Below are 22,423 nucleotides of genomic sequence, written 5' to 3' on the forward strand. Positions count from 1 at the left end.
TTAGAATGAAACCTCCCGAGTGACGTATGGGGTATTGGGGGGCGGACATGCGCATAGATATCATCGACACCATTGCGGGGTTCGAGGCGGTACGCGAGAACTGGGATCAGGTCTTCCTGGAAGATCCCGACGCGCAGCATTTCCTCTCCTGGATATGGCTGAAGAACTATCTCTCCCACCGACGCCGCTGGTTCATCCTCGCCCTTCGCGAACGCGATCCCGAAGCACCCTATGTCGCCTTCTTTCCGCTGCGCCTCATCACGCATCTGAACGAGAAGACCGGGCTCTTCTACGACGAGATCATCATGGCCGGGAATTTTGCGGCCGATTACACCGGCTTCATCGTCAGACCGGATTACGAGCATCACGCCATTGCCGGCTTTGCTTCGTTTCTCAAGCATCAGAACTGGACCGACCTGAAGCTCGAATATTTCAGCGGCCCTGCCGGCCGGCGCGAGAAGATGATCGAGGCGCTGCAGGGGCCGGAGGTGATGTTTCGCGACAGCTCGCCCAAAAACAGCGAGAATATCGACAATACGATCTGCCCGATCGTCCCCCTGCCGGCAAGCTTCGACGACTATCTCGAACAGCGCATGAGCAGCCAGACTCGCCAGAAGCTCCGGCGGTTCCTGCGCAAGGTCGAAGGAGACGATATTTACCGGATCACGATGGCAACCGCCGAGACCATCGATCGGGACTTGGACATCCTCTTCAATCTCTGGCGGATCAAGTGGAGTGCCCGCAAAGGCGCGGAGCGGACCGAGCGGCTGATCATCACCACACGCGAAATGCTGATGGACAGCTTCAACTGCGGCAATCTCGAGGTGCCGGTGTTTTGGCATGGCGACCAGCCGCTCGGCGCGCTGGCGAATATCGTCGACCGGCAGAAGCAGGCGATCCTCTTTTATATCACCGGCCGCGACGAAAACTGGAAGACGCCGTCCCCCGGTCTCATCCTGCATGGTTACTGCATCCGGCGAGCGATCGAACACGGCTTCAAGACCTATGATTTCCTTCGCGGAAACGAACCCTATAAATATATGTTCGGGGCGGAGGAAAGGCGGATCAGCTGCACCCTGTTCCGCACCCGCAACGGCCAGAATCTGCATGGCGTGCTCAATCCACGCAGCATTCGTTTCGTCTATGAACAGGCGCTCGACATGTACCGCAACGGAGCCCGGAGCAAGGCGGAGATCGCCTTCAACCAGGTCCTGCAATCGGCTCCAGGCCATACCGGCGCTGAATTCGGGCTCGCCAATCTGCTATTCGACCGCGGCAAGCTGACGGAGGCATTGGCTGCCTACAAGGTTCTCGTCGAGCAAGCGTCCGATCCGACACCCATCCAAATGCGGCTTGGCGACACGCAGCTTGCCCTGCATCAATATGAGCAGGCCGCAGAGACTTTCCGCCGGGTCGGCGAGATCGGGCCCCATCTCATCCAGGCACATTACAAGCGCGGTATCGCGCTTGCGGCCAGCAAACGGCTGGCCGAGGCGGAGGCCGTCTTCGCCGCGATCCAGGACGTGCATTCGGACGATCCGACTTCGCTCGATTATGCCGCCAAGGCGGGGATTGCCCTCGAACGCCTGCGCTCGATCGCCGAGCCCGCCGTTGGCAAGGCGGAGGTCGTGCCGGAGACCATAGCCCGCTGGAACCGGGGACGGCAACTCAGCGAGCGACGCCGGCCACGTCTGCATTGATGTGGCCTTGCCATGGTGCGGAAATGCGGTCCGGCGGCTCCGGGACGCGCAGCCACCATGGTCTTTGATTTTGAGCTGCAATCGTTGCTAAAAGAAAGCGCGAGCCTATTTTTGCAACTCCTCAGTGAGAAGTCATGCAGACAATTGCAGACGGCGCCGAAAGGGAACGGCTTCTGGCCATTCTCGATTTCTGGCACAAGATCGAGTTCTTCATTCCTTACGATCTCTCCAGCCGCATCGTCTCCGGTGAAGGCCGAACTGTTTTCTGGCTGCATGCGAAAACGCTCGAGGATGACGGTGCCGCACTCAGCCGTCCAGCGATCCCCGAGGAGAAGCAAATCACGGGTTTTACCCTCTTCCTCGGGATTTTCAACAAATCCGAAATTGCCGATATCCGCAGACACTTCGATAGCGTTACAGCCGATATCGCCGAATATGACGATGCCGAACGCGGTGATCTCGATGGCGATACCTGCTTAGCCAGCCTGCAGCTCTCCCCCTTGGGAGAGCCGATGTTCGAAACATTTTCGGTTTCCACGCTTCCATGGGCTCTGGGACGGGTGCGGAAATCCGGCCTCTCCTCGCTCAGCCACGAGGCATTTGCCGGCAGCAAGCGGCAGCTCTCGGAATTGCTTCAAAACTTTCGGGCTCAACGGCATCTGAGATCTTCATCCTCCGAGGACATGGTCGATCAGCCGATCGATGCCAACGAAATCCTGACACTGCATGAATTGCTCTGCGATTGGGCCGGCTTTGCCTCGAAGCACGAAAAGCCCATCGCCGCTGTTGAAATACGCTATCGAGACCGGGTGGAAAAACCTGAGCTTATCTCCTTGCCGCCACCGCCTGATAGTAATGCGATCGATGCCGACGACGAGGACGAGAGTGCAAGCGTTGAAGATGACATCGGCATCCTGAACAGCTTCTTCATCGAAGACATCGAGCGGGCGATGATACGCGTCACGCATGGCGATATCCCCGCGCCGCTCAGGCAATATCTCACCCCGCTGGCGCGTGAGAAACGGATCGACCTCTACTCGGAGGACGGACGCCGGGCGATCGTTCGGGCCTTGCATCCTGGAAAACTCAACCGCGGGCGCTGGCTCAGCGAACCTCACCACGCCATGAGCCTCATGCAACAGTTCGCGATCAATTCGGCAATCGACGACCTGTCGGAAACGGGACTGTTCTCGGTCAACGGCCCGCCAGGGACGGGAAAGACGACGCTGCTTCGCGACATGTTCGCGGATAATATCGTTCGGCGCGCCCGCATCCTGGCCTCCTTGAAGACGGCTCGCGATGCCTTCGATGGCGCGCCGCGCCGCGTCATTTTCTCGGACCGGAGCACGGCCTCGATATCGGCGCTGATCCCGGCCCTGGCAGGATTCGAAATGGTCGTCGCCTCCTCCAACAACGCCGCCGTGGAGAATATTTCGCGCGACCTTCCGAAGAAAAGCTCGGTCGCGAGAACGTCTTCCTTCCAATATCTGCAGACCATCGCGCACAAAATCGCTTGCCAGAAGGACAATGGGGCGGTCGTCAAGCTCTCGGACGGCGACCGCCCATGGGGGCTGATCGCCTGTGCGCTCGGCAATTCCCGGAATCGCCGAGCGTTCAAGGAACGTTTCGCCTTCATGGAGATCGCCGAAAGGCCGAAGCCCGGCTGGTCCGGTGCCGACAAACCAGAGACCATCTGGGAGTGGCTAAAGGGTTATAAGGGACCAAACTTCGCCGAAGCATCGGCGGCATTTCAGGCCGCCGACAAGGTGGTTCGCGACAAGATCGGCGAATATGCACGCTATGCCGATCTCCATGAAGAAATCTCCCTGATTTCGCAGGATACTTTCTGCCGCGAGGCGCTTGAAAAGGTCAGGGCGGCCGCAAGCGAGCTTCGACATGCGCAGGACCGATGCGACATGGTCGCGGCCGAAATGCTCCGTATCAGGGAAGGATTGTCTCAGCTGAAGGAGGAGGAACAACTGCTCGACCGCAGCGCTCCCGCGTGGTGGGAGAAAGTGCTGCCGGCCAATCCTGCCCGCCAGCATCGGCAAAGTGTTATCGCCAATGCGCGCAGGCAGTTGGAATTGCGCAAGGCACTGGCGCAATGCGAGCGTCATATTGCAAAAACCCATGGACCTGCGCTGAAACGGGCGCTGCGGGGATATCAGCGGGCGGAACAGACGCTAGGATCGCAACGGGAAATCTGGTCGAGGAAGAGAGAGGAATACGATCGCCTCGGAAAGATTCTCGATCATCCCATCCTACCCGGGCGTCTCGCCGATCTCGAGACCGATCAGTTCCAGATTGACGGTCTGTGGCATCGAGACGAACTGGCAGGTCTGCGTTCTGCATTGGTGGAAGCGGCATTGACGCTGCATGAAGCGTGGCTGGCTGACGTGGGCAAGAAAGGCGGAGGTTTTGGAGGAAACATCGTCGCCACCAACAAACTGCTTTCCAACAACGGACCCGCCGACGGCGAGCACATTGCGTTGATCTGGCAGAGCCTTTTCATGATCGTTCCCATCGTCTCGACGACCTTCGCCTCCTTTGCCCGGCAGTTCCGCGGTCTCGACACCGGCTCGATCGGCTGGGTCTTCATCGATGAAGCTGGTCAGGCGGTGCCGCAAGCGGCCGTCGGCGCCCTGTTGCGGGCCCGCCGCGTTATGGTGATCGGCGATCCCCAGCAGATCGAACCGGTCTTCACGCTGCCCAGCGCGCTGATCACCGCCATCTCGGCTCTCTCGCCCCACACGGCGGCAGGACAATATTCGCCGAACAGGGCGTCGGTGCAGATGCTGGCCGACGCCACCAACCGCTATGGGACGGCGGTCTCGGGCGAGGAAGCCGACGGGCTCTGGATCGGCAGCCCCCTCAGGGTACATCGGCGCTGCATCGATCCGATGTTCGGCCTTGCCAACCAGATCGCCTATCAGAACAAGATGGTATTCGGGCTGGAAGAACGCCGACCAGCCGGCGACGTGCCGCCGTTTTACGGCGACAGCGCCTGGATCGATGTCAAGGGCAGGGTATCGGGCAAACAGGCCGTTGCGGAACAGACGGATTTCATCGTCGACGTCCTTACCGCCACCTATCGCCGGGACGGCGCGTTGCCAGATCTCTATATCATCTCGCCGTTCAAAGAGATCAAGAACAGTCTGAGGCAGGCTCTCGCCCACGCGACATGGATCGATCCGAACGGAAATATGCGGGCATCTCCACCGAAGCTGTCGAGGTGGTTGAAGGAAAGGATAGGCACGGTGCATACCTTCCAGGGCAAGGAAGAAGACATCGTTTTCATGGTGCTCGGCGCCGATGCCGACCATAGCGGAGCGGCCAGTTGGGCCGCTTCGAAGCCGAACCTCTTGAACGTTGCCCTCACGCGCGCCAAGCGCCGATTCTATATCGTCGGCGATCGCAGCCTCTGGGAGGGCCTGCCTTATTTCCGGGAGACAGCGAGCGCCTTGGATACATTGCAGGCAGCAGAATTCCTGGGCCGCATTGAATTGGACTGAAGGATCGGGATCCGATTACTGCTCACTGGATCCTTGCCTCGACCGACGTCTGGAATCGTTTCGCAAGCGACCTTCGCCACATCCGGACTGGCCTGGTTTGCTCCGCCAATGACAATAATCTTGTGAAAAATCCGATATTAGGGCACAATTTGTGAACGCATCGGAATTTGCGGCGCAATCTCAATTCCGGCCGTCTCGCGCCGGGTAGCAGTTCGCGTCGGAGGGTCGGCGTCGATGGAACCGGGGTTCTTTCTTGTGTTCGCTACGGTGTCCGTGATCACGGCCCTGACGGTGGTCTTGGCCCGGAATCCGGTGCACAGCGCAATGGCGCTGATGGCGTGTTTCCTCAACATCTCGGCAATCTTCGTTATGCTCGAGGCGCCGTTGCTCGCGGTCATCCAGATCTTCGTCTATGTCGGCGCGATTATGGTCCTGTTCGTCTTCGTGATCATGATGATCGATGTGCGCGAAGCGGTCTTGCAACGGTTCTTGCCGGGCGGCAACATGGCGGCTCTGGTGTTGCTCGTCCTGCTTGGGATCGAGATGGTTGCGCTGGTGCTCTGGAGCGGCCGCTTTTCGCTCACGCAGCCCGTCACCGTGCGCGGTGGCGATCAGGTCAGGCAGCTCAGCACAACGCTGTTCGCCGACTATCTCCTGCCGTTTGAAGTTGCGTCCGTCATCCTGCTGGCCGCCCTGATCGGGGCCATCGTGCTGGCGCAGAAGGAGCAGCGGTGATGGTTCCGCTCTGGTGGTATATTTTGCTCGGAGTGGCGCTGTTCGTGATCGGAGCGGCGGGCGTGCTGCTCAGGCGCAACATTCTGGTCGTGCTGATGTCGCTGGAGCTGTTGCTCAACTCGGTCAACATCAATTTCATCGCTTTCGGACGTTACTACGCCGATTTCCGCGGTCAGATCTTCGCGATCTTCGTCATCGCAATCACCGCGGCGGAGGTTGCCGTCGCCCTCGGTATCCTGGTCGCCCTCGTGAGGAACAAATCCACCCTCAAGGTCGACGACGTGACCATGATGAAAGGATAGTGGCTTGGACCCGGTGATATCGATCCGGCCGCTACTTGCCGTCGCCGTCGCGGGCCTGGCGGCCCTTGCAGTTCTTCTCCTGAACAACCGCGAGAAACTCCGCGATATCGTCTCGCCATTGGCGGCAATCGCCATGTTCGCAATTGTCGTCTCGATGGCGCCCACGGTGCTGGCGGGCGGGACGGTCGAATTGCGCCTGTTTGAAGTTCTGCCGGGGATTGACTTGGCCTTCCGGGTCGATGCGCTCGGCATGGTGTTTGCCACCGTCTCGTCGCTGCTGTGGATTGTCGCGGCGATCTATTCCATCGGCTACATGCGGCACTTGAACGAGCATGCGCAGACCCGGTTCTTCGCCTGCTTTGCCGCCAGTCTCGCGGCAGCGGTCGGGGGCGCCTTTTCCGCCAATCTGTTCACGCTGGTGATCTTCTACGAGATGCTTAGCCTCGTGACCTATCCACTTGTTTACCACCACGAGGATGAACAGGGATGGGCGGGCAGCCGCAAGTACCTCGTCTATTTGATGGGCGCGTCGAAAAGCCTGCTTCTCGCCGCACTGGCGCTGACCTACCACATTGCGGGGTCGTTCGATTTTGTGTCGGGGGGACTGCTGGCAGGGAGCGATGCTTCTGCCGCGATGCTGACGGTCGTCTATTTCTGCTACCTCTTCGGCTTCGCCAAGGCTGCGGTGATGCCGATGCACGCATGGCTGCCTGCCGCGATGGTGGCGCCGACACCGGTCAGTGCGCTCCTGCATGCCGTGGCCGTGGTCAAGATGGGCGTGTTTTGCGTGCTGCGGTTGGTGTTCCATGTGTTCGGCACGGGGCTGGTGGACGGGCTAGGACTGGGCATCGCCACGGCCTATCTGGTCTCGTTCACGATTCTGATGGCGTCGGTCTACGCCCTGACGCGGGACGACCTGAAGGCGCGACTCGCCTATTCGACGGTCAGCCAGCTCTCCTACATCGTGCTGGGGGCGGTTCTGCTCTCGCCGGTCGCGATGGTCGGTGGGATCATCCACATCGCGGCGCATGCATTCTCAAAGATCACACTGTTTTTCTGCGCCGGGTCGATCTATTGCGCGTCTGGCAAGCGCAACATCAGCGACATGGCTGGTATCGGCCGCCGGTTGCCCTGGACGATGGGGGCGTTCTTCGTCGGCTCACTCAGCATGATCGGCGTGCCACCGACTGCGGGGTTCGTGAGCAAGTGGTATCTGGCGCGAGGCGCGGTGGAGGCGGGGGAAATCGCGTTCCTGATCGTGCTCCTAGCGAGTTCGGTTCTCAACGCCGCTTATTTCCTGCCGGTCAGCTATGTCGCCTTTTTCGGGACGGAGGCGCAAGGGAGCCCGGCAATGGTCCGTGAAATTCCGATGGTGACGATCCCGCTAGTTGCGACCGCCATCCTGTCGGTGGCGATGGGCATCTTCCCCGACTATTTCGTCGCCTTGGCGGAAGGAGTTGTCAGGTGATAAAGCGCGTGGTCGATTTCTTTGGCGACGGAAAGTATGCGACCGAACGGCGTCGGCTTTTCTATCTGGTGCTCGTCCTGATCGTCATCGCCGACTTCCTGGTGCCGCGCGAACACGCCGAATACCCGTGGGACCGTCTGCCGGGCTGGTCGGCCGTCTACGGCTTCTTATCCTGCGTGCTGCTGATTTTCGTTTCCAAGTTCCTCGGTCATCGGGCTGGGCTCATGCGGCGCGAGGACTATTATGACTGACTTCGTCCATCCCGCCCTGCTGTTCATTCTCGGTGCCCTGCCGATCCCCTTTCTGAACGGGTCGATCCGCAAGGCCTATCTGCTGCTGATCCCGATACTTGCGATCCTCACCGTGCTCACGATGCAGTCAGGCAGCTACGGCGCGGCATCGTTCATTGGGCAGGAAATCCTCATCGCGAAGGTCGACAAGCTGAGCATCGTCTTCGCAACGGTCTTCACCATTATGGCGCTGATCGGAACGGTCTACGCTCTGCACCTGACGCGCCCCGGCCAGCATGTCGCTGCGTTCGTCTATGTCGGCAGCGCGCTTGGCGTGGTTTTCGCCGGCGACTACCTGACCTTGTACCTGTTCTGGGAAGGCATGGCGTTTGCCTCTGCCTATCTGGTTTTCGCCCAGGGCGGCCGGCAGGCGGTTGCCGCCGGTTTCCGCTATCTCATGGTCCACATCACCGGCGGCGTCGTTCTGCTCGGTGGCGTCATTCTCCACGAGCTCGCCACGGGTTCGCTGCTCCTCGGCCCGATCGCGGGGGGGATGGGCGTCGGCGCCTACCTGATCCTTGCCGGGTTCATGCTCAACGCCGCGGTGCCGCCCCTTAACGCTTGGCTGACTGATGCTTACCCGGAGGCGACTGTCACCGGGGCGGTGTTTATGAGCGCCTTCACCACGAAGACCGCCGTCTATGTCCTGGCGCGGACGTTTCCGGGAACCGAGCTTCTGGTTTGGCTCGGCACTGCAATGGCGCTTTACGGTGTCATCTACGCGGTGCTGGAGAACGACTGCCGGCGGCTGCTCGCCTATCATATCGTCAGCCAAGTGGGCTACATGGTGGCAGGTATCGGCATCGGCACCGAGATGGCAGTGAACGGCGCCTCCAGCCACGCCTTCGCGCATATCCTCTACAAGGCACTGCTATTCATGGGCGCAGGAGCGGTGATCCACGTGACCGGCCGCCGCAAGCTCACCGAACTTGGCGGGCTCTACAGGACCATGCCGATAACGGTGGCGCTCTATATGGTCGGCGCCTTCGCAATCTCGGCGTTTCCGTTCTTCTCAGGCTTTGTCACCAAATCGATGGTGATTGCCGCCGCCGGACAGGATCATCGGGCGCTGGTGGTGGTGGCGTTGACGATGGCGTCGTCGGGGACGTTCCTGCACACGGGCCTGAAGCTCCCGTATTACATGTTTTTCGGCGTGGACCGGAAACTGGAGGCGCGGGAGCCGCCGCGCAACATGCTGGTTGCGATGGGCATGGCGGCGGTGCTCTGCATTGCGATCGGGGTATTCCCGCAGCCGCTTTACGCTCTCCTTCCCTATTCGGTCGACTTCGAACCCTATACGGGCGTCCATCTCACCGAGAGCCTCAGCTTGTTGATGTTCACCGCACTGGGATTCGTGCTGTTCCTCAGGGCGCTCGACCCCGAGAACACGATCAGCATCGACACCGACTGGTTCTACCGCAAGGGCGCGCGGCTCTTCATGTGGTTCGCCGAAAAACCGCTGGCGCGCTATGAGAAGGCGGTAAGCAACGTGTCCGAGACAGCCGCACTACCCTTCCTGCATGGGACGGCACGGGCGGGACTGTGGATCGATCTCACCGGCGTGGACGCCGTCGTGAACGGCGTCGCCCGCTCGATCCTGCGCGGCGGCGGGCGGCTCCGGCGGCTCCAGACCGGCGTCGTGACCCATTACGCGCTGGCGATGATCGCTGGTGTGATCGCAGCCGCCGTGGTCTTCGCCGTAGTATGGCGGTAGGGGGCGCGATGGGATTGCCGCTTCTGAGCTTCATAATTTTCACGCCCGTCGCCGGGGCAGCGGTTCTGATGTTTCTCCGCGGCGACGATGCGGTGCGCTGGACAGCGCTGGGTGTCACAATCCTCGACCTCGCCCTCTGCATCGCCATGCTGGCCGGATTCGACACCACGACCCACGAGATGCAGTTCACAGAGAAGCGCTCTTGGGTGCCCGCGCTCGGGATCACTTATGCGCTTGGTATCGACGGGATAAGCGCGCTCTTCGTGTTCCTGACCGCGTTGCTGGGTTCGATCTGTGTGCTCGCCTCGTGGGTTGCGATCGACCGCAAGGTGAAGGCGTTCATGGTCAGTCTGCTCTCCATGCAGGCGCTGATGCTGGGGGTGTTCTGCGCGCTCGACCTGTTCCTGTTCTACGTTTTCTGGGAAGCGATGCTGATCCCGATGTACCTGATCATCGGCGTCTGGGGCGGCGACGGCCGGATCTATGCGGCGTTCAAGTTCTTCCTCTACACTCTGGCGGGCAGTGTCCTGTTCCTGGTCGGTGTCATCGTGCTCTATTTCAACGGCGGCGAGACCTTCGACATCCTCGCCCTCACTGCACAGGATTTGCCATTCCGGGTCCAATCCTGGCTGTTCTTCGCCTTCCTGATCGCCTTCGCGGTCAAGGTGCCGATGGTCCCGGTCCATACCTGGCTGCCGGACGCCCATGTACAAGCGCCGACCGCGGGCAGCATCATCCTCGCGGGCGTACTCCTGAAGATGGGCGCCTATGGGTTCCTGCGGTTCTCGCTGCCGATGCTGCCAGAGGCGTCGGTATATTATTCGACACCGATGCTTTCGCTTTCAGCGCTTGCGATCGTCTATGGCGGGTTGCTCGCGCTGGCACAGGACGATCTGAAGAAACTGGTGGCCTATTCCAGCGTCAGCCACATGGGCTTCGTGACCATGGGGATATTTGCGCTGAACCTCCGCGGGCTCCAAGGAGGTATCCTGCAAATGTTCAATCATGGCGTGACGACGGGCGCGTTGTTCCTGTTCGTCGGCTTGATTTACGAGCGGACCCATACCCGCAGCATCGCTGATTATGGCGGGCTGATGAAGGCAGCACCCGTCTATACCGCGTTTCTTGCGCTGTTTACTCTGTCGTCGATGGCGCTGCCGGGAACGAATTCGTTCGTCGGCGAGTTGCTGGTCCTGTCGGGCGGGTTTGCGGCCAACCTGGCCATCGGCGCGGCCGCCGTTGTGGGCGCGTTGCTTGGCGCGGCCTATCTGCTTGGCATGTATAGGAAAGTCGCGCTTGGTCCGGCCAGCGTCAGCGTCCGGTTCAAGATACGCGACGTGAACGCCCGCGAGCTGGCAGCGACCCTGCCGCTGGCCGTCTTCGTGCTGTGGGTCGGGCTCTATCCGAAGCCCTTTCTCAATATCATGGACGCTTCGGTGGAACATCTGCTGGTGCAGGTGCATGCCAAGGGGAGCGGCCAATGATCGTCGCCGCACTTTTCCAGTCGGCCCTCGCAAGCCTGCCCGAGATCGTGGTGATTACTGGAGCCTGCATCCTGCTGATCCTGGGACAGTTTTTGCGCAAGGGGCAGAAGTATTTCCTTGTCTGGGCTTCCGTCACGGTCGTGCTGATTGCCGCCTTGGCGACACTGATGCTGGCGGGAGAAGTGCGGCCGGCCTATACTGGCATGTTCATCGCCGACCGCTTCGCGGTCTTCTTCAAGTTCGTGTTCTACATAGCCACCATTCTGACATTCCTGCTTTCGCGGAAATATGCCGAAATCGAAGGGATCGGGAGCAGCGAATACTATGTCCTGCTGCTTTTCGCCCTTTCGGGAATGATGATCATGGCCTCGGCGACCGATCTCCTCTCGATCTACGTGGGCCTCGAGTTGATGGTGCTTTGCACCTACGTGCTGACCGGATTTCTGCGGCGTGAGCGGCGATCGAACGAAGCGGCGCTGAAATACGTAATCCTTGGTGCGGTCTCGACCGGAATTTTCCTCTACGGCGTTTCGCTGGTCTACGGGCTCACCGGCACGACGCAATTGGACGGTATGGCTGCGGCCGTGACCGGCGCTCCGCGCGACCCCGGCTTGCTGCTGGCGGTGGTCTTCATCGTCGCGGGGCTGGTCTTCAAGGTCGGTGCGGCGCCGTTCCACATGTGGGTGCCGGACGTCTATGAAGGCGCGCCGACGACGATTACCGCCTTCATGTCCGTGGGGCCTAAGGCGGCGGGGTTCGCGGTGATCCTGCGGGTGTTCCTCAACCCTCTGGTCGCAACCTCCAACGTTTGGATCATCGTCGCGGTCATTGCTGTGGTGACGATGGCGCTCGGGAGTTTCGTTGCACTGGTGCAGGATAATTTCAAGCGCCTGCTGGCCTATTCCAGCATCGCCCATGCCGGGTTCGCTCTTTTCGGCGTGGTGGCCGGCGGGGCGGACGGGATCGCCAGCGTGATGATCTATCTGCTGATCTACTCGCTCATGAATCTCGGCATTTTCGGCATCGTCATCGTGATGCGGAACGGCGATTTTTCCGGCGAGGTTATCGAAGACTATGCGGGTCTCGCCAAGTTGCATCCGGGGCTGGCACTTCTGATGCTGCTCTATCTGTTCTCGCTGGCCGGCATTCCGCCAACGGCCGGGTTCTTCGCCAAGTTCTACGTGCTGGTGGCGCTCGTCGAGCGAGGGTTCGTCATCCTGGCGGTGATCGCAGTGCTGCTGAGTGCTGTTGCCGCCTACTTTTATATCCGCATCGTCATGGTGATCTACATGCGCGAGCCGGAAAGGACGTTCGACCCGGCGCTGACGCCCTTGGTGCGCGCGACGCTCGCCTTCACTGCTGCCGGCACCATCGGCATCGGCCTGTTTCCCGCATGGTTTTTAAGACTTGCCCAGCATTCCGTGTTGGCGGCTGACCGATTGAATTTGCAATGATCTGTCCGACGGAATAAACTCAAAGCTCAAGAAAGGATTGCCCAAGTTGCTTCCCGGGGCGACCGCATTACGGTCCTGAACAGGACGGTCGCGGCCTGAGGAAAGCTCTCAGTGGGTAACCGGTGCAGTGCGATATGGCTGCGATGGAATTCTTGCCGGTTCTTTTTATGATCGTCGGAGTCGTTCTGGTGACGGGGGCGACGCTTCTTGTCTCCTCGCTGCTGCGTCCGTCCAATCCCTATCCCGAAAAGAACATGCCCTATGAGTGCGGCATGGACGCCGCGGGTGAGGCCGCCGCGGGGCGCTTCAGAGTGCCGTTTTTTATCCTTGCGATCCTGCTGGTCGTCTTCGATGTCGAGACGATGTTCCTCTTTCCCTGGGCCGTCGTCCTGAAAGACATCGGGCTGGTCGGCTTTGTCGAGATGTTCGTCTTCATATTGCTGCTTCTTGTGGGCTTCGCCTACGCCTGGCTGAAGGGAGCACTCGAATGGGAGGCGTAAACAACGCGATCCGCGACAGCGTGCTGTTCACCACGGCCGAGAGCGTTATCAACTGGAGCCGAAGCTCGGCGCTGTGGCCCGAAACTTTCGGAATTGCCTGCTGCGCCATCGAGATGATCTCGGCGGGGTGCGCCCGCTATGATCTCGACCGGTTCGGCGTGGTGTTCCGGCCATCGCCCCGCCAGTCCGATGTGATGATCATCGCCGGCACAGTAACGCGGAAGTTCGCGCCCGTGGTGCGCCGCCTGTATGACCAGATGCCGGAGCCCCGCTGGGTCATCGCCATGGGCACCTGCGCTATCTCGGGCGGGGTCTACAACACCTACGCGGTGGTGCAGGGAGCGGAGACCTTCGTGCCGGTGGACGTGCATGTGCCCGGCTGCCCGCCGCGGCCCGAGGCGCTGATGCATGGATTCCTGCTACTTCAGGAGAAGATCAAAAAATCCCGAGCACTGGCCGGGACTCCTCTGGATCGGGTTGCAGCGTCATGAGTGTGGAGACGCCCCTCATCCGCACTACGATCACGGAGCGTTTCGGCGAGGCAATCGACGATCTTGGCTTCGCGCATGGTGTACATGCCTTCGCCGCTCCGCCTGACATGATCGTCGAGCTTTGCCGGTTTCTGAAGGAACACCCGGCGTTGCGGTTCAACTTCCTGTCGGACATCTGCGGGGTCGATCATTATCCTGAGATGCCACGCTACGAGACGGTGTACCACCTCTATTCGCTACCGAACAAATGGCGCGTTCGCATCAAATGCCGCCTCGCCGATCCGCCGCGGGTCCCGTCGGTGACGGGGGTCTGGCGAACCGCCAATTGGCATGAGCGCGAAGCCTGGGACATGTACGGGATCAGGTTCGAGGGCCACCCCGATTTGCGCCGGATCTACATGTGGGAAGGGTTCGAGGGCTTCCCGCAGCGCAAGGATTTTCCGCTCCGTGGTTACAAGGACAAGCTGAACCCGTTTGGCGCCGAAGGCACGCCGCCGACGCAGCCCGACCTCGCCACCAAGAACATTCCATAAGGGAGGCCGCTCCACGCCGGAAACTTAAAATGACCGAAGTCACCGAACTGATCAGCCCGCAAGGCGAAGCGTTCGACACCAAGGAGGTGCTTCTCAATCTCGGCCCCCAGCACCCCAGCACGCATGGGGTTCTTCGGCTCGTCCTCGAATTGGACGGTGAGTACGTCAAGCGCGTGGATCCACACATCGGCTACCTCCATCGCGGCACTGAAAAACTGGCGGAGAGCTTCACCTACACCCAGATTTTTCCGCTCACCGACCGGCTCGACTACCTCTGTCCACCGTCGAACAACCTCGCCTTCGCGCTGGCGGTGGAGAAACTCCTCGGCATAGAAGCACCGATTCGCGCACAATATATCCGCGTGATGATGGCCGAGCTGGCGCGGATCTCCGGCCATGTCTTGATCACCGGCGCGCTGCCGATGGACCTCGGCGCCATGACCGCCTTGCTTTACGCCATGCGGGAGCGTGAAATGATCATGGATCTCCTGGAAATGATCAGCGGTGCGCGCATGCACACGTCCTTCTGCAGGGTCGGCGGAGTGCGCGAGGATCTGCCTGACGGTTTCCTTCCCAAGATCAGGGAGTTCTGCGACATCTTCCCGAACCGGATCCGCGACTATGAGCGGTTGCTCGAAAACAACCGGGTATTCCTGAAGCGCACGCAGGGGATCGGCGTAATCTCCGCCGAGGACGCCATCGATCTCGGACTGAGCGGCCCGAACCTGCGCGCCTCGGGCGTCGACTGGGACATCCGCCGCGACGAGCCCTATGAGATTTACGACCGGCTCGACTTCAATGTCATCACCCGCGACGAGGGCGACTGCTATGCACGCTGGCAATGCCGCGTCGAGGAGATGCGCGAGAGCATCCGGATCATCGAGCAATGCCTCGACCAGATGCCCGAAGGGCCGTTCCAGATCGACATGCCAACAATCGCCTTCCCGGTGGACAAGGAGAAGGTGCATTGCTCGATGGAAGCACTGATCCAGCATTTCGACCTGTCGGCCTATGGCTTCAAGGTGCCGAAGGGCGAGGTCTATTCGGCGATCGAGGCGCCAAAGGGCGAGCTCGGCTTCTACATCATCAGCGACGGGTCGCCAAAACCATTCCGCATGAAGGTGCGGGCACCCTCGTTCGTCAACCTTCAGGGACTGTTCGGGGTGACCAACGCCCGCTATCTGGCCGACATGATCGCCGTGCTCGGCAGTCTCGACCCGGTGATGGCGGAGGTGGACAAGTAGCAGGGATTTGAATGCAATGACCATGCGCGAAAAGATAAAAGAGGCAGCGGCGCGGTATCCCGACCAGCGCTCTGCGATCATGCCCGCGCTTCTGATCGCGCAGAGGGAGCATGGCCATCTGCCTGGTCAGGTGCTGGAAGAAGTCGCCGACACTCTCGGAGTCGAACGGATCTGGGTCTACGAGCTGGCGACCTTTTATACGCTCTTCCATACCGAGCCGGTGGGCATGTTCCACCTGCAACTCTGCGACAATGTTTCCTGCATGCTGTGCGGAGCCGAGGACCTGCTGAAGCATCTGGAAACGGCGCTGGCGATCAGCAAGGGCGACACCACGCCGGACGGGCTGTTCACGCTTTCCTCCGTCGAGTGCCTCGGTGCCTGCGAGATGGCTCCGGTGATGCAGGTCGGCGACGATTACCACGGCGCCCTTGATGTCGCGAGTATCGACGCGCTTCTTGACAGGTTGCGGACTGAGGCGGGGCAAGCGACAGGTGTCGATCTCGCCGCCACACCGCCCGGAGAGTAGCGCCATGTTCGAGCCGGTTCTTCTCAAGAACATCGACGTGCCGGACAGTCATTTGCTGTCAACCTACGAAGCCGGCGGAGGCTACCAGGCGCTGGCCAAGGTGCTGCGCGAATACACGCCTGACGAGGTCGTCGAGCTTGTCAAACGGTCCAATCTGCGCGGTCGAGGCGGCGCCGGATTCCTGACGGGCATGAAATGGAGTTTCGTGCCGAAGCAGTCGGGCAAGCCGAAATATCTCTGCTGCAACGCCGATGAGGGCGAGCCGGGCACATTCAAGGACCGGATCCTCATGGAGCGCGATCCGCACCAGCTCATCGAGGGACTGGCGGTAAGCGCTTACGCGATCGGGGCCGAAATCGCCTATGTTTATATCCGCGGAGAATATGTGACGGCGATCCGTCACCTTGAGGAGGCGATCGCCGAGGCTCACGCGAAGGGTTATCTAGGATCGCGCATTCTAGGCTCGGATTTCAATTTCACCGTCCACATCCACTGCGGCGCCGGCGCCTATATCTGTGGCGAGGAGACCGCGATGCTCGAGTCCCTCGAGGGCAAGCGGGCGCAGCCGCGATTGAAGCCGCCCTTTCCGGCCGTGGCCGGGCTCTACGCCAGCCCCACAGTCATCAACAATGTCGAGACGCTCGCTTGCGTGCCGCATATCGTTGTGCGGGGGCCGGACTGGTTTCGGGACATCGGCCCGGATAAGAGCCCCGGCCCGAAGCTCTACTGCGTCAGCGGGCAGGTGCGCAAACCCGGCCTCTACGAGTTGCCGATGGGCATACCGCTGCGCGAACTGGTCGATCACGCCGGCGGCCCTCCACCGGGGCGCAAGATCAAAGCGGTGATCCCCGGCGGTGTATCGGCACCGGTCATCCCGGAGCATGGGCTGGACGTGGGTATGGATTTCGATTCGCTGGCTGCCGCCGGCTCGATGCTCGGTTCGGCTGGCGTTATCGTGATCGACGATAGCACCTGCATGGTCAAGGTCGCCACCAGGATCATCGAGTTCTTCCACCATGAGTCCTGCGGCAAGTGCACGCCCTGCCGGGAAGGATTGAACTGGGTCGTGAAGGTCCTGCGCCGGGTTGAAGGCGGGGATGGCGCACCCGGCGATCTGGAGCAGTTGGACATGCTCTGCAAAGGCATTTTCGGCAATACGTTTTGTGCTTTGGGTGATGGCGCCGCGATGGGATTGCGGGCAGCCCTTAAGCATTTCCGCGAAGAGTTCGTCGCCCATGTCGAGGAACGAAGGTGCCCGTTTCACTGAAGGATTGCGTGGCACAGATTGCGAGGAAGTATGGTTAGCGTTACGATCGATGGGCAAATACTGGAAGTCGAGCCCGGTTCGACGGTGCTGCAGGCTGCCCAGCATTTGAGTATCGATATCCCGACCTTCTGCTATATGAAGCGCCTGCCGGCGCTGGCCTCCTGCCGCATGTGTCTGGTCGAGATCGAGGGGCTGCGGCGGTTGCAGCCGTCCTGCGCCACCACGGTCACCGACGGCATGGTGGTGCGGACGAACACGCCTCAGATCGAGGAAACGCGCTCTTCCATGCTCGACATGCTGCTCGCCAACCACCCCCTCGACTGCCCGATCTGCGACAAGGGCGGCGAATGCGAGCTTCAGGACATGGTAATGGCCTACGGGCCCCGCGAAAGCCAATTCCGCGATGACAAACGTGTGTTCCACTCCGAGGACATTCGTCTGAGCCCGGTCATCATCATGAACGTCAACCGCTGCATCCAGTGCCAGCGCTGCGTCCGGATGTGTGAGGAGGTCGTCGGCGCGGTGGCGCTGGGCACCGTCGAAAAAGGCATGGATACCGCCGTCACCGGCTTCGAGGGCAGTCTGGCAAGTTGCGACCAGTGCGGCAATTGCGTCGAGGTCTGCCCGGTCGGCGCGCTGATGAGCTTCCCCTATCGCTACAAGGCGCGCCCCTGGGATCTCGTAGAGACCGACACGGTCTGCCCGCATTGTGGCACCGGTTGCCAGCTGACGGTGGGCACGCGCAAGGGCGAGTTCATGCGGGTGCGCTCGAAGTGGGACGAAGGTGTCAACCACGAAACGCTCTGCGTGCGAGGACGCTTCGGCCTCGATTTCGTTGCAAGCCGGGACCGGATCAAGCAGCCAATGATCCGTCACGATGGCGCCCTGGTTCCGGTTTCCTGGGACGAAGCGGGGGACTATCTGCGCCGGCGACTGTTGGCCGTCGAGAGCAAGGATGCCGGCGGGCTGGCCTCGCCTCGCCTGCCCAACGAGGTGCTTTATCAGTTCCAGAAGCTGATGCGAACAAGATTCCGGACCAACAACATTGATTGTTCGTCACGCTGGGCCGCACCCTTCGATACTCTCGGCCCGCTATTGGGAACTTTCTACAGCCGCACGCCGCTGGACGACGTAATCGGCAACGACTGCGTGCTCGTCGTCGGAGGCAATATAACCGAGGAGAACCCGGTCACCGAATACCTGCTGCGGGACGGCGCGCGGCGGCGGCAGACCGGATTGCTCATGCTATCGGCGCGGCCATCGCGTCTGGACGCCGATGCCAGGGTGGTGGTCCGTGTGCCTCCGGGCGGAGAAGCGGCGAGCCTTGCGGCGGTGGTCGCCGGTCTCGTAGCGGCAGCTGGTCAGGCCTTGCCGGGCGGCGCTTTTGCGGACATCGACGCGGTAATCGGCAGGCCGGCGACGGGCGCCGACAGTGACGGGCCGGATCGCCTGGCCGCCGCGCTCAAGGAAGGCCGCAGCGTCACCGTGCTTGTCAGCGTCGACCTCCTGAGATCACCCGAAGCGCGTGCGACGCTGCAGCAGCTCAACAACCTGCTGCACGTTCTCCGCCTGCTAGGCAAGGGCCCGGCGATGCAGTTTCTCTTCGACCGTGCCAACCAGATGGGCGCCTGGGACATGGGGGTCCTGCCGGCGGCTCTGCCGGGGCTGCGGGCGGTCGCTGATGATGCGGCGCGCGCAACTCTTGCACGAAACTGGGGCGCCGAAATCCCGTCTGAACCCGGCGCGGATCTCGACGCCATGCTGGAGCTCTGCGTCGGTGGGCGGATGGGCGCGCTCTACATCATCGGAACCGACCCCCTGGTTGCCTATCCCGACCGGGACTTTGTGACGCGGGCGCTTCGCGCCGCCGATCTCCTGATCGTGCAGGACGCGTTCCTCACGGATACGGCGGGCATGGCCGAGGTCGTCTTGCCCGCGGCGGGCTACGGCGAGGAATCTGGAACGTTCACCAATAACGAGGGCCGGATCCAGAATGTTCGCAAATTCCGTGAGCCCGTTTTCGAGGCGCGAGGCAATCTGGCGATTGTCGACTTCGTCGCGGCGCTACGCAACCAGGCGCTGCGGCCATCGACGCAAGCCGAAATTTTCGACGAGATTGCCCGGCTGGTTCCGGCCTATCAGGGGCTGACGCAGGACGGGCTTGGCGCCGACGGCGCATTCACCAAGGCGGTGCCAACATTGCCGGCTGGCGTGTTCCTTGCGCCGCCGCCCGTTCCAACAGCAGCCGACCGGCTCATGCTGATCACCGGCGACTGCCTGTTCCACAACGGATATCTTTCCGAACGGTCGGACATCCTGAACACGGTCGCCAACGATCCCTATGTCGCGATGAGCGCGCAAGATACCGCGGAGCTTGGCCTTTCGGATGGCGATCAGGTAATCGTGCGTTCCGGCCAGGGCGAACTGACGGCGCAGCTCAAGGTCGACAGGCGGTTTCCCAAGGGCCTCGTCTTCGTTCCGGAAAACTATAGAGCCTTGCGTCTCAACAGCCTGCTGCGGCGGGGCGAATATCCATGCGCGGTGGAAGTCCAGAAGGCGCATGCCACTCTTGAGGTCGACCGCCCAGGCCGGATCTGGCGTGGGGTCTGAAGATTTGGGGTCGGGGCACCGCAAGGCTCCGCGGCAAGCTGCCCACCCCGGCGTCTTCACATCGAGTTGGCGACGTCAGTGATACCTGGTCCCGCATATGTAATCCTGCAGATCCTGCTCTGTACGCTGCGCTTCGTCGAGCCTGTGTTTAACCACGTCGCCGATGCTGACCACGCCGACAACGTCGCCTCCATCCGTGACCAGCACATGGCGCGTACGCCGCTGGGTCATGATCCCCATCGCGACGGGCAGCAAATCCTGTGTCGAACACGTCGCCACATTGCGGTTCATGATGTCCGCGGCCCGCTTTGCCGCCGCCTCGGCCCCGTATTCCGCCACCGCATTGCAGCAGTCCCGCTCAGACAGCGTACCGAGGTATTTGCCGTTCGATCGGCTGACGACGACGAAGCCGATATTGTTGTCTCGAAACAGCCGCAGTACCTCCACCATCGTTTGATCGGGAGCAACTGCGATGACACCGACACCCTTGTTTTTCATGATTTCACCGACAAACATCTAAGCCTCCTTCCGAGCGCTTCGGTTTGACAGCTGGCGCGCTTTCATGTTCGCCGGATATTCCGCCACCAGTTGTAGCCCTGCGTCTCTTTCGTCTGGACAAGTACGTCCTTCTTCGTATTCAGGCGCGCGGCAACCACGCCGCCGCCGGTTGCCGCCTTACCCGGCTTGGCGAGCAGATCATCGCGCCCGATCACCAGGTCAGTTGAGGAAAAACTCGAGAATTCGTATTGTTGGCCAAGCGCGATCGCGTCCGCCGGGCAGGCGTCCTCGCACAGCCCGCAGAACAGGCAGCGGGCCGTGTCGATCTCGAATTTGGCCGGGTGCCGCTTGCCCTTCTCGTCCTCGTAGGGGACGACTTCGATACAGTCGCAGGGACAGATCCGCGCGCAGAGTTCGCAGGCCACGCACTTGATCTCGCCCTCTTCATCACGCGTCAGGAAGTGATGCCCGCGATAGCGGGAGTAGGGCAGCCACTTTTCCTTGTCCGGATACTGCATGGTCACGGATCTGGAGAACATGTAGCCGAAGGTCAGAGCCAAGGCGCTCGCCAGATCGGCAAAGAACGCCCAACCAATCCATGTTCCAACTCTGTCCTGCGCGCGCGACATCGCCGCCTCGCTACGGAGCCGCTACGACTCCTAAAAGTACACCGGTTATAATTATGTTCGCCATTGAAAGAGGAAGCAAGACTTTCCATCCGATCGCCATCAGTTGGTCGTAGCGGTAGCGGGGGAAAGTGAAGCGGAACCAGATAAACACGTAGACGAAGAACGCGATCTTGAGCACAAACCACAGGAGCGGTGGCAAGGGAATTAGAACTCCGTTCCAACCGCCGAAGAACAGGATCACCACCAGGACCGACACAAGCAATACGATGGCATATTCGCTGACCATGAAGAAGGCAAAGCGGATACCGCTGTATTCGGTATGGAACCCGGCCCCCAGATCACCCTCCGCCTCCGCCAGGTCGAAGGGTATGCGCTGTGCTTCGGCGAGCCCGGCGACGAAGAACACGAAGAATCCGACCGGCTGGTAGACGATGTTCCAGACATCGGCCTGCGCCCGCACGATCTCGAGCAGGCTCATGGATTGCGCCAGCATGACCACGCCGATGACCGCGAACCCCATCGGGATCTCGTAGCTGATCATCTGCGCGCAGGTCCTGAGGCTGCCCAGAACAGCGTATTTGCTGTTGGAGGCCCAGCCGCCGAAGATCACGCCATAAACCTCAATCCCGATCACCGAGAAAACAAATAGGAGCGCCACATTCATGTTGGAGACGTAGAGCGTGATCTCGTGGCCGAGGACCGAGACAGTTTCGCCGAAGGGGATCGCGACGAACACCACAAAGGGCGGGGCGAGCGCCAGGATTGGCGCCAGTTTGAACAGGAACCGGTCGGCCTCGGCCGGGATGTGATCCTCTTTGGTCAGGAGCTTGATTCCGTCCGCCACCGGCTGCAACAGCCCGTGCCATCCCACGCGCATCGGCCCCATCCGCTGCTGCATGTGCCCGGCGATCTTGCGTTCCAGCCAGGTTAGCGGCAAGGGTAGCAACAGCAGGATCGCAATCAGGAAGGCGACCTTCAAGACGATCAGGCCAAGGGCGACGATAAGTTCCATGATCCGGCTACTTATTCATCGGGTTGAAGCGCACGACCGGACTTTGGCTCCGGCTATACAATGAGCACTGCGCGCACTTGTCAGACTAGATGGTACAACGGCGACGCACCGCATACAATGCCGGTTATGTCGTCGCTGGCTATGATGTGTCCGGGCTCAGGACGTTTTGAGACGAGTGGCTCGCCGTGCAAGATGAAAGCTTCGCGTTTCCGCCGGTTGCACCGCGCCATTTGCGTATCAAAAGCTGCCGAGGCTCTCATCGCTGCCGGATGAAAGTTCCGTGGCAGGCCAGCTGGCGTCCGGGGAGCTGGACACCCAGCAGAAACGCAAAAAGCTCCTCGACGCTTACGCGGAGGAGCTTTCTGTTAAGCGACTTGAATGGCAAAATATTCAAGTGTGTATCTGGTTGCGGGGGCAGGATTTGAACCTGCGGCCTTCAGGTTATGAGCCTGAT

Annotated in this window: 19 protein-coding genes; 16 read left to right on the top strand and 3 right to left on the bottom strand. The window is 60.9% G+C overall.

Going from position 1 to position 22,423, the window contains the following annotated elements:
* Positions 1-47 precede the first annotated feature (47 nt).
* From RWK44_RS15400 to nuoG, 16 genes are all read left to right on the top strand, one after another.
* Positions 48-1,700: a GNAT family N-acetyltransferase gene (locus tag RWK44_RS15400; protein WP_221999906.1), complete on the top strand. Its 1,653-nt coding sequence runs from the start codon at positions 48-50 to the stop codon at positions 1,698-1,700.
* A gap of 134 nt (positions 1,701-1,834) precedes the next feature.
* Complete coding sequence (locus RWK44_RS15405; RefSeq protein WP_316029049.1) at positions 1,835-5,212, top strand: DEAD/DEAH box helicase; 3,378 nt, start codon at positions 1,835-1,837, stop codon at positions 5,210-5,212.
* Between the two features lie 234 nt (positions 5,213-5,446).
* Positions 5,447-5,947 (top strand): NADH-quinone oxidoreductase subunit J family protein, encoded by a 501-nt coding sequence (locus tag RWK44_RS15410; protein WP_168285214.1) that lies wholly within the window; start codon positions 5,447-5,449, stop codon positions 5,945-5,947.
* Positions 5,947-6,249: an NADH-quinone oxidoreductase subunit NuoK gene (gene nuoK / locus RWK44_RS15415; protein WP_017961910.1), complete on the top strand. Its 303-nt coding sequence runs from the start codon at positions 5,947-5,949 to the stop codon at positions 6,247-6,249. The genes RWK44_RS15410 and nuoK overlap by 1 nt, the downstream gene beginning before the upstream one ends.
* Before the next feature lie 4 nt (positions 6,250-6,253).
* Positions 6,254-7,717, top strand: coding sequence for a monovalent cation/H+ antiporter subunit D family protein (locus RWK44_RS15420; RefSeq protein WP_316029050.1), 1,464 nt, complete (start codon positions 6,254-6,256; stop codon positions 7,715-7,717).
* Positions 7,714-7,968: a hypothetical protein gene (locus tag RWK44_RS15425; RefSeq protein ID WP_017961912.1), complete on the top strand. Its 255-nt coding sequence runs from the start codon at positions 7,714-7,716 to the stop codon at positions 7,966-7,968. Before RWK44_RS15420 ends, RWK44_RS15425 begins: the two co-directional genes overlap by 4 nt.
* Complete coding sequence (locus tag RWK44_RS15430) at positions 7,961-9,721, top strand: Na(+)/H(+) antiporter subunit D (protein ID WP_077977073.1); 1,761 nt, start codon at positions 7,961-7,963, stop codon at positions 9,719-9,721. The genes RWK44_RS15425 and RWK44_RS15430 overlap by 8 nt, the downstream gene beginning before the upstream one ends.
* An 8-nt stretch (positions 9,722-9,729) precedes the next feature.
* A complete protein-coding gene (locus RWK44_RS15435) occupies positions 9,730-11,205 on the top strand; it encodes an NADH-quinone oxidoreductase subunit M (RefSeq protein WP_077977072.1) in 1,476 nt (491 codons plus the stop codon).
* Entirely contained in the window at positions 11,202-12,659 is a 1,458-nt protein-coding gene (locus tag RWK44_RS15440) for an NADH-quinone oxidoreductase subunit N (RefSeq protein WP_316029051.1), read from the top strand. Before RWK44_RS15435 ends, RWK44_RS15440 begins: the two co-directional genes overlap by 4 nt.
* Before the next feature lie 134 nt (positions 12,660-12,793).
* Positions 12,794-13,159 carry an NADH-quinone oxidoreductase subunit A gene (locus RWK44_RS15445; RefSeq protein WP_077977070.1) on the top strand — a complete coding sequence of 122 codons (366 nt, stop codon included), beginning with the start codon at positions 12,794-12,796 and terminating at the stop codon, positions 13,157-13,159.
* A complete protein-coding gene (locus RWK44_RS15450) occupies positions 13,147-13,650 on the top strand; it encodes a NuoB/complex I 20 kDa subunit family protein (protein WP_017961917.1) in 504 nt (167 codons plus the stop codon). Before RWK44_RS15445 ends, RWK44_RS15450 begins: the two co-directional genes overlap by 13 nt.
* On the top strand, positions 13,647-14,183 hold the full coding sequence (locus RWK44_RS15455; RefSeq protein WP_017961918.1) for an NADH-quinone oxidoreductase subunit C: 537 nt from the start codon (positions 13,647-13,649) through the stop codon (positions 14,181-14,183). Before RWK44_RS15450 ends, RWK44_RS15455 begins: the two co-directional genes overlap by 4 nt.
* A gap of 29 nt (positions 14,184-14,212) precedes the next feature.
* A complete protein-coding gene (nuoD, locus tag RWK44_RS15460) occupies positions 14,213-15,427 on the top strand; it encodes an NADH dehydrogenase (quinone) subunit D (protein WP_077977069.1) in 1,215 nt (404 codons plus the stop codon).
* Positions 15,428-15,443: 16 nt separating this feature from the next.
* Positions 15,444-15,953, top strand: a complete 510-nt coding sequence (gene nuoE, locus RWK44_RS15465; protein ID WP_072637295.1) for an NADH-quinone oxidoreductase subunit NuoE — start codon at positions 15,444-15,446, stop codon at positions 15,951-15,953.
* 4 nt (positions 15,954-15,957) lie between these two features.
* Positions 15,958-17,220, top strand: a complete 1,263-nt coding sequence (nuoF, locus tag RWK44_RS15470) for an NADH-quinone oxidoreductase subunit NuoF (RefSeq protein ID WP_131665453.1) — start codon at positions 15,958-15,960, stop codon at positions 17,218-17,220.
* Between the two features lie 30 nt (positions 17,221-17,250).
* Entirely contained in the window at positions 17,251-19,830 is a 2,580-nt protein-coding gene (nuoG, locus tag RWK44_RS15475) for an NADH-quinone oxidoreductase subunit NuoG (protein WP_168285215.1), read from the top strand.
* A gap of 75 nt (positions 19,831-19,905) precedes the next feature.
* On the opposite strand, the gene RWK44_RS15480 is transcribed toward nuoG, so the two are convergent.
* Genes RWK44_RS15480 through nuoH form a run of 3 tightly spaced genes read right to left on the bottom strand, consistent with a single transcriptional unit; the run spans position 19,906 to position 21,969 of the window.
* Positions 19,906-20,346, bottom strand: a complete 441-nt coding sequence (locus RWK44_RS15480; RefSeq protein WP_077977066.1) for a CBS domain-containing protein — start codon at positions 20,344-20,346, stop codon at positions 19,906-19,908.
* 44 nt (positions 20,347-20,390) lie between these two features.
* Positions 20,391-20,957 carry an NADH-quinone oxidoreductase subunit I gene (locus RWK44_RS15485; protein ID WP_131665455.1) on the bottom strand — a complete coding sequence of 189 codons (567 nt, stop codon included), beginning with the start codon at positions 20,955-20,957 and terminating at the stop codon, positions 20,391-20,393.
* A 10-nt stretch (positions 20,958-20,967) separates the two neighbouring features.
* Positions 20,968-21,969, bottom strand: a complete 1,002-nt coding sequence (nuoH, locus tag RWK44_RS15490; protein ID WP_020052263.1) for an NADH-quinone oxidoreductase subunit NuoH — start codon at positions 21,967-21,969, stop codon at positions 20,968-20,970.
* Between the last annotated feature and the right edge of the window lie 454 nt (positions 21,970-22,423).

This window comes from Rhizobium sp. 25PS6, from assembly GCF_032464655.1.
In the GTDB taxonomy this organism is placed as follows: Bacteria; Pseudomonadota; Alphaproteobacteria; order Rhizobiales; family Rhizobiaceae; genus Rhizobium; species Rhizobium laguerreae.

Bases quoted from the DNA above. Each gene is read 5' to 3' on its own strand.
- RWK44_RS15400 (WP_221999906.1), top strand. From the start codon at position 48: ATGCGCATAGATATCATCGACACCATTGCGGGGTTCGAGGCGGTACGC.
- RWK44_RS15405 (WP_316029049.1), top strand. From the start codon at position 1,835: ATGCAGACAATTGCAGACGGCGCCGAAAGGGAACGGCTTCTGGCCATT.
- RWK44_RS15410 (WP_168285214.1), top strand. From the start codon at position 5,447: ATGGAACCGGGGTTCTTTCTTGTGTTCGCTACGGTGTCCGTGATCACG.
- nuoK (WP_017961910.1), top strand. From the start codon at position 5,947: ATGGTTCCGCTCTGGTGGTATATTTTGCTCGGAGTGGCGCTGTTCGTG.
- RWK44_RS15430 (WP_077977073.1), top strand. From the start codon at position 7,961: ATGACTGACTTCGTCCATCCCGCCCTGCTGTTCATTCTCGGTGCCCTG.
- RWK44_RS15435 (WP_077977072.1), top strand. From the start codon at position 9,730: ATGGGATTGCCGCTTCTGAGCTTCATAATTTTCACGCCCGTCGCCGGG.
- RWK44_RS15440 (WP_316029051.1), top strand. From the start codon at position 11,202: ATGATCGTCGCCGCACTTTTCCAGTCGGCCCTCGCAAGCCTGCCCGAG.
- RWK44_RS15445 (WP_077977070.1), top strand. From the start codon at position 12,794: ATGGCTGCGATGGAATTCTTGCCGGTTCTTTTTATGATCGTCGGAGTC.
- RWK44_RS15450 (WP_017961917.1), top strand. From the start codon at position 13,147: ATGGGAGGCGTAAACAACGCGATCCGCGACAGCGTGCTGTTCACCACG.
- RWK44_RS15455 (WP_017961918.1), top strand. From the start codon at position 13,647: ATGAGTGTGGAGACGCCCCTCATCCGCACTACGATCACGGAGCGTTTC.
- nuoD (WP_077977069.1), top strand. From the start codon at position 14,213: ATGACCGAAGTCACCGAACTGATCAGCCCGCAAGGCGAAGCGTTCGAC.
- nuoE (WP_072637295.1), top strand. From the start codon at position 15,444: ATGACCATGCGCGAAAAGATAAAAGAGGCAGCGGCGCGGTATCCCGAC.
- nuoF (WP_131665453.1), top strand. From the start codon at position 15,958: ATGTTCGAGCCGGTTCTTCTCAAGAACATCGACGTGCCGGACAGTCAT.
- nuoG (WP_168285215.1), top strand. From the start codon at position 17,251: ATGGTTAGCGTTACGATCGATGGGCAAATACTGGAAGTCGAGCCCGGT.
- RWK44_RS15480 (WP_077977066.1), bottom strand. From the start codon at position 20,346: ATGTTTGTCGGTGAAATCATGAAAAACAAGGGTGTCGGTGTCATCGCA.
- RWK44_RS15485 (WP_131665455.1), bottom strand. From the start codon at position 20,957: ATGTCGCGCGCGCAGGACAGAGTTGGAACATGGATTGGTTGGGCGTTC.
- nuoH (WP_020052263.1), bottom strand. From the start codon at position 21,969: ATGGAACTTATCGTCGCCCTTGGCCTGATCGTCTTGAAGGTCGCCTTC.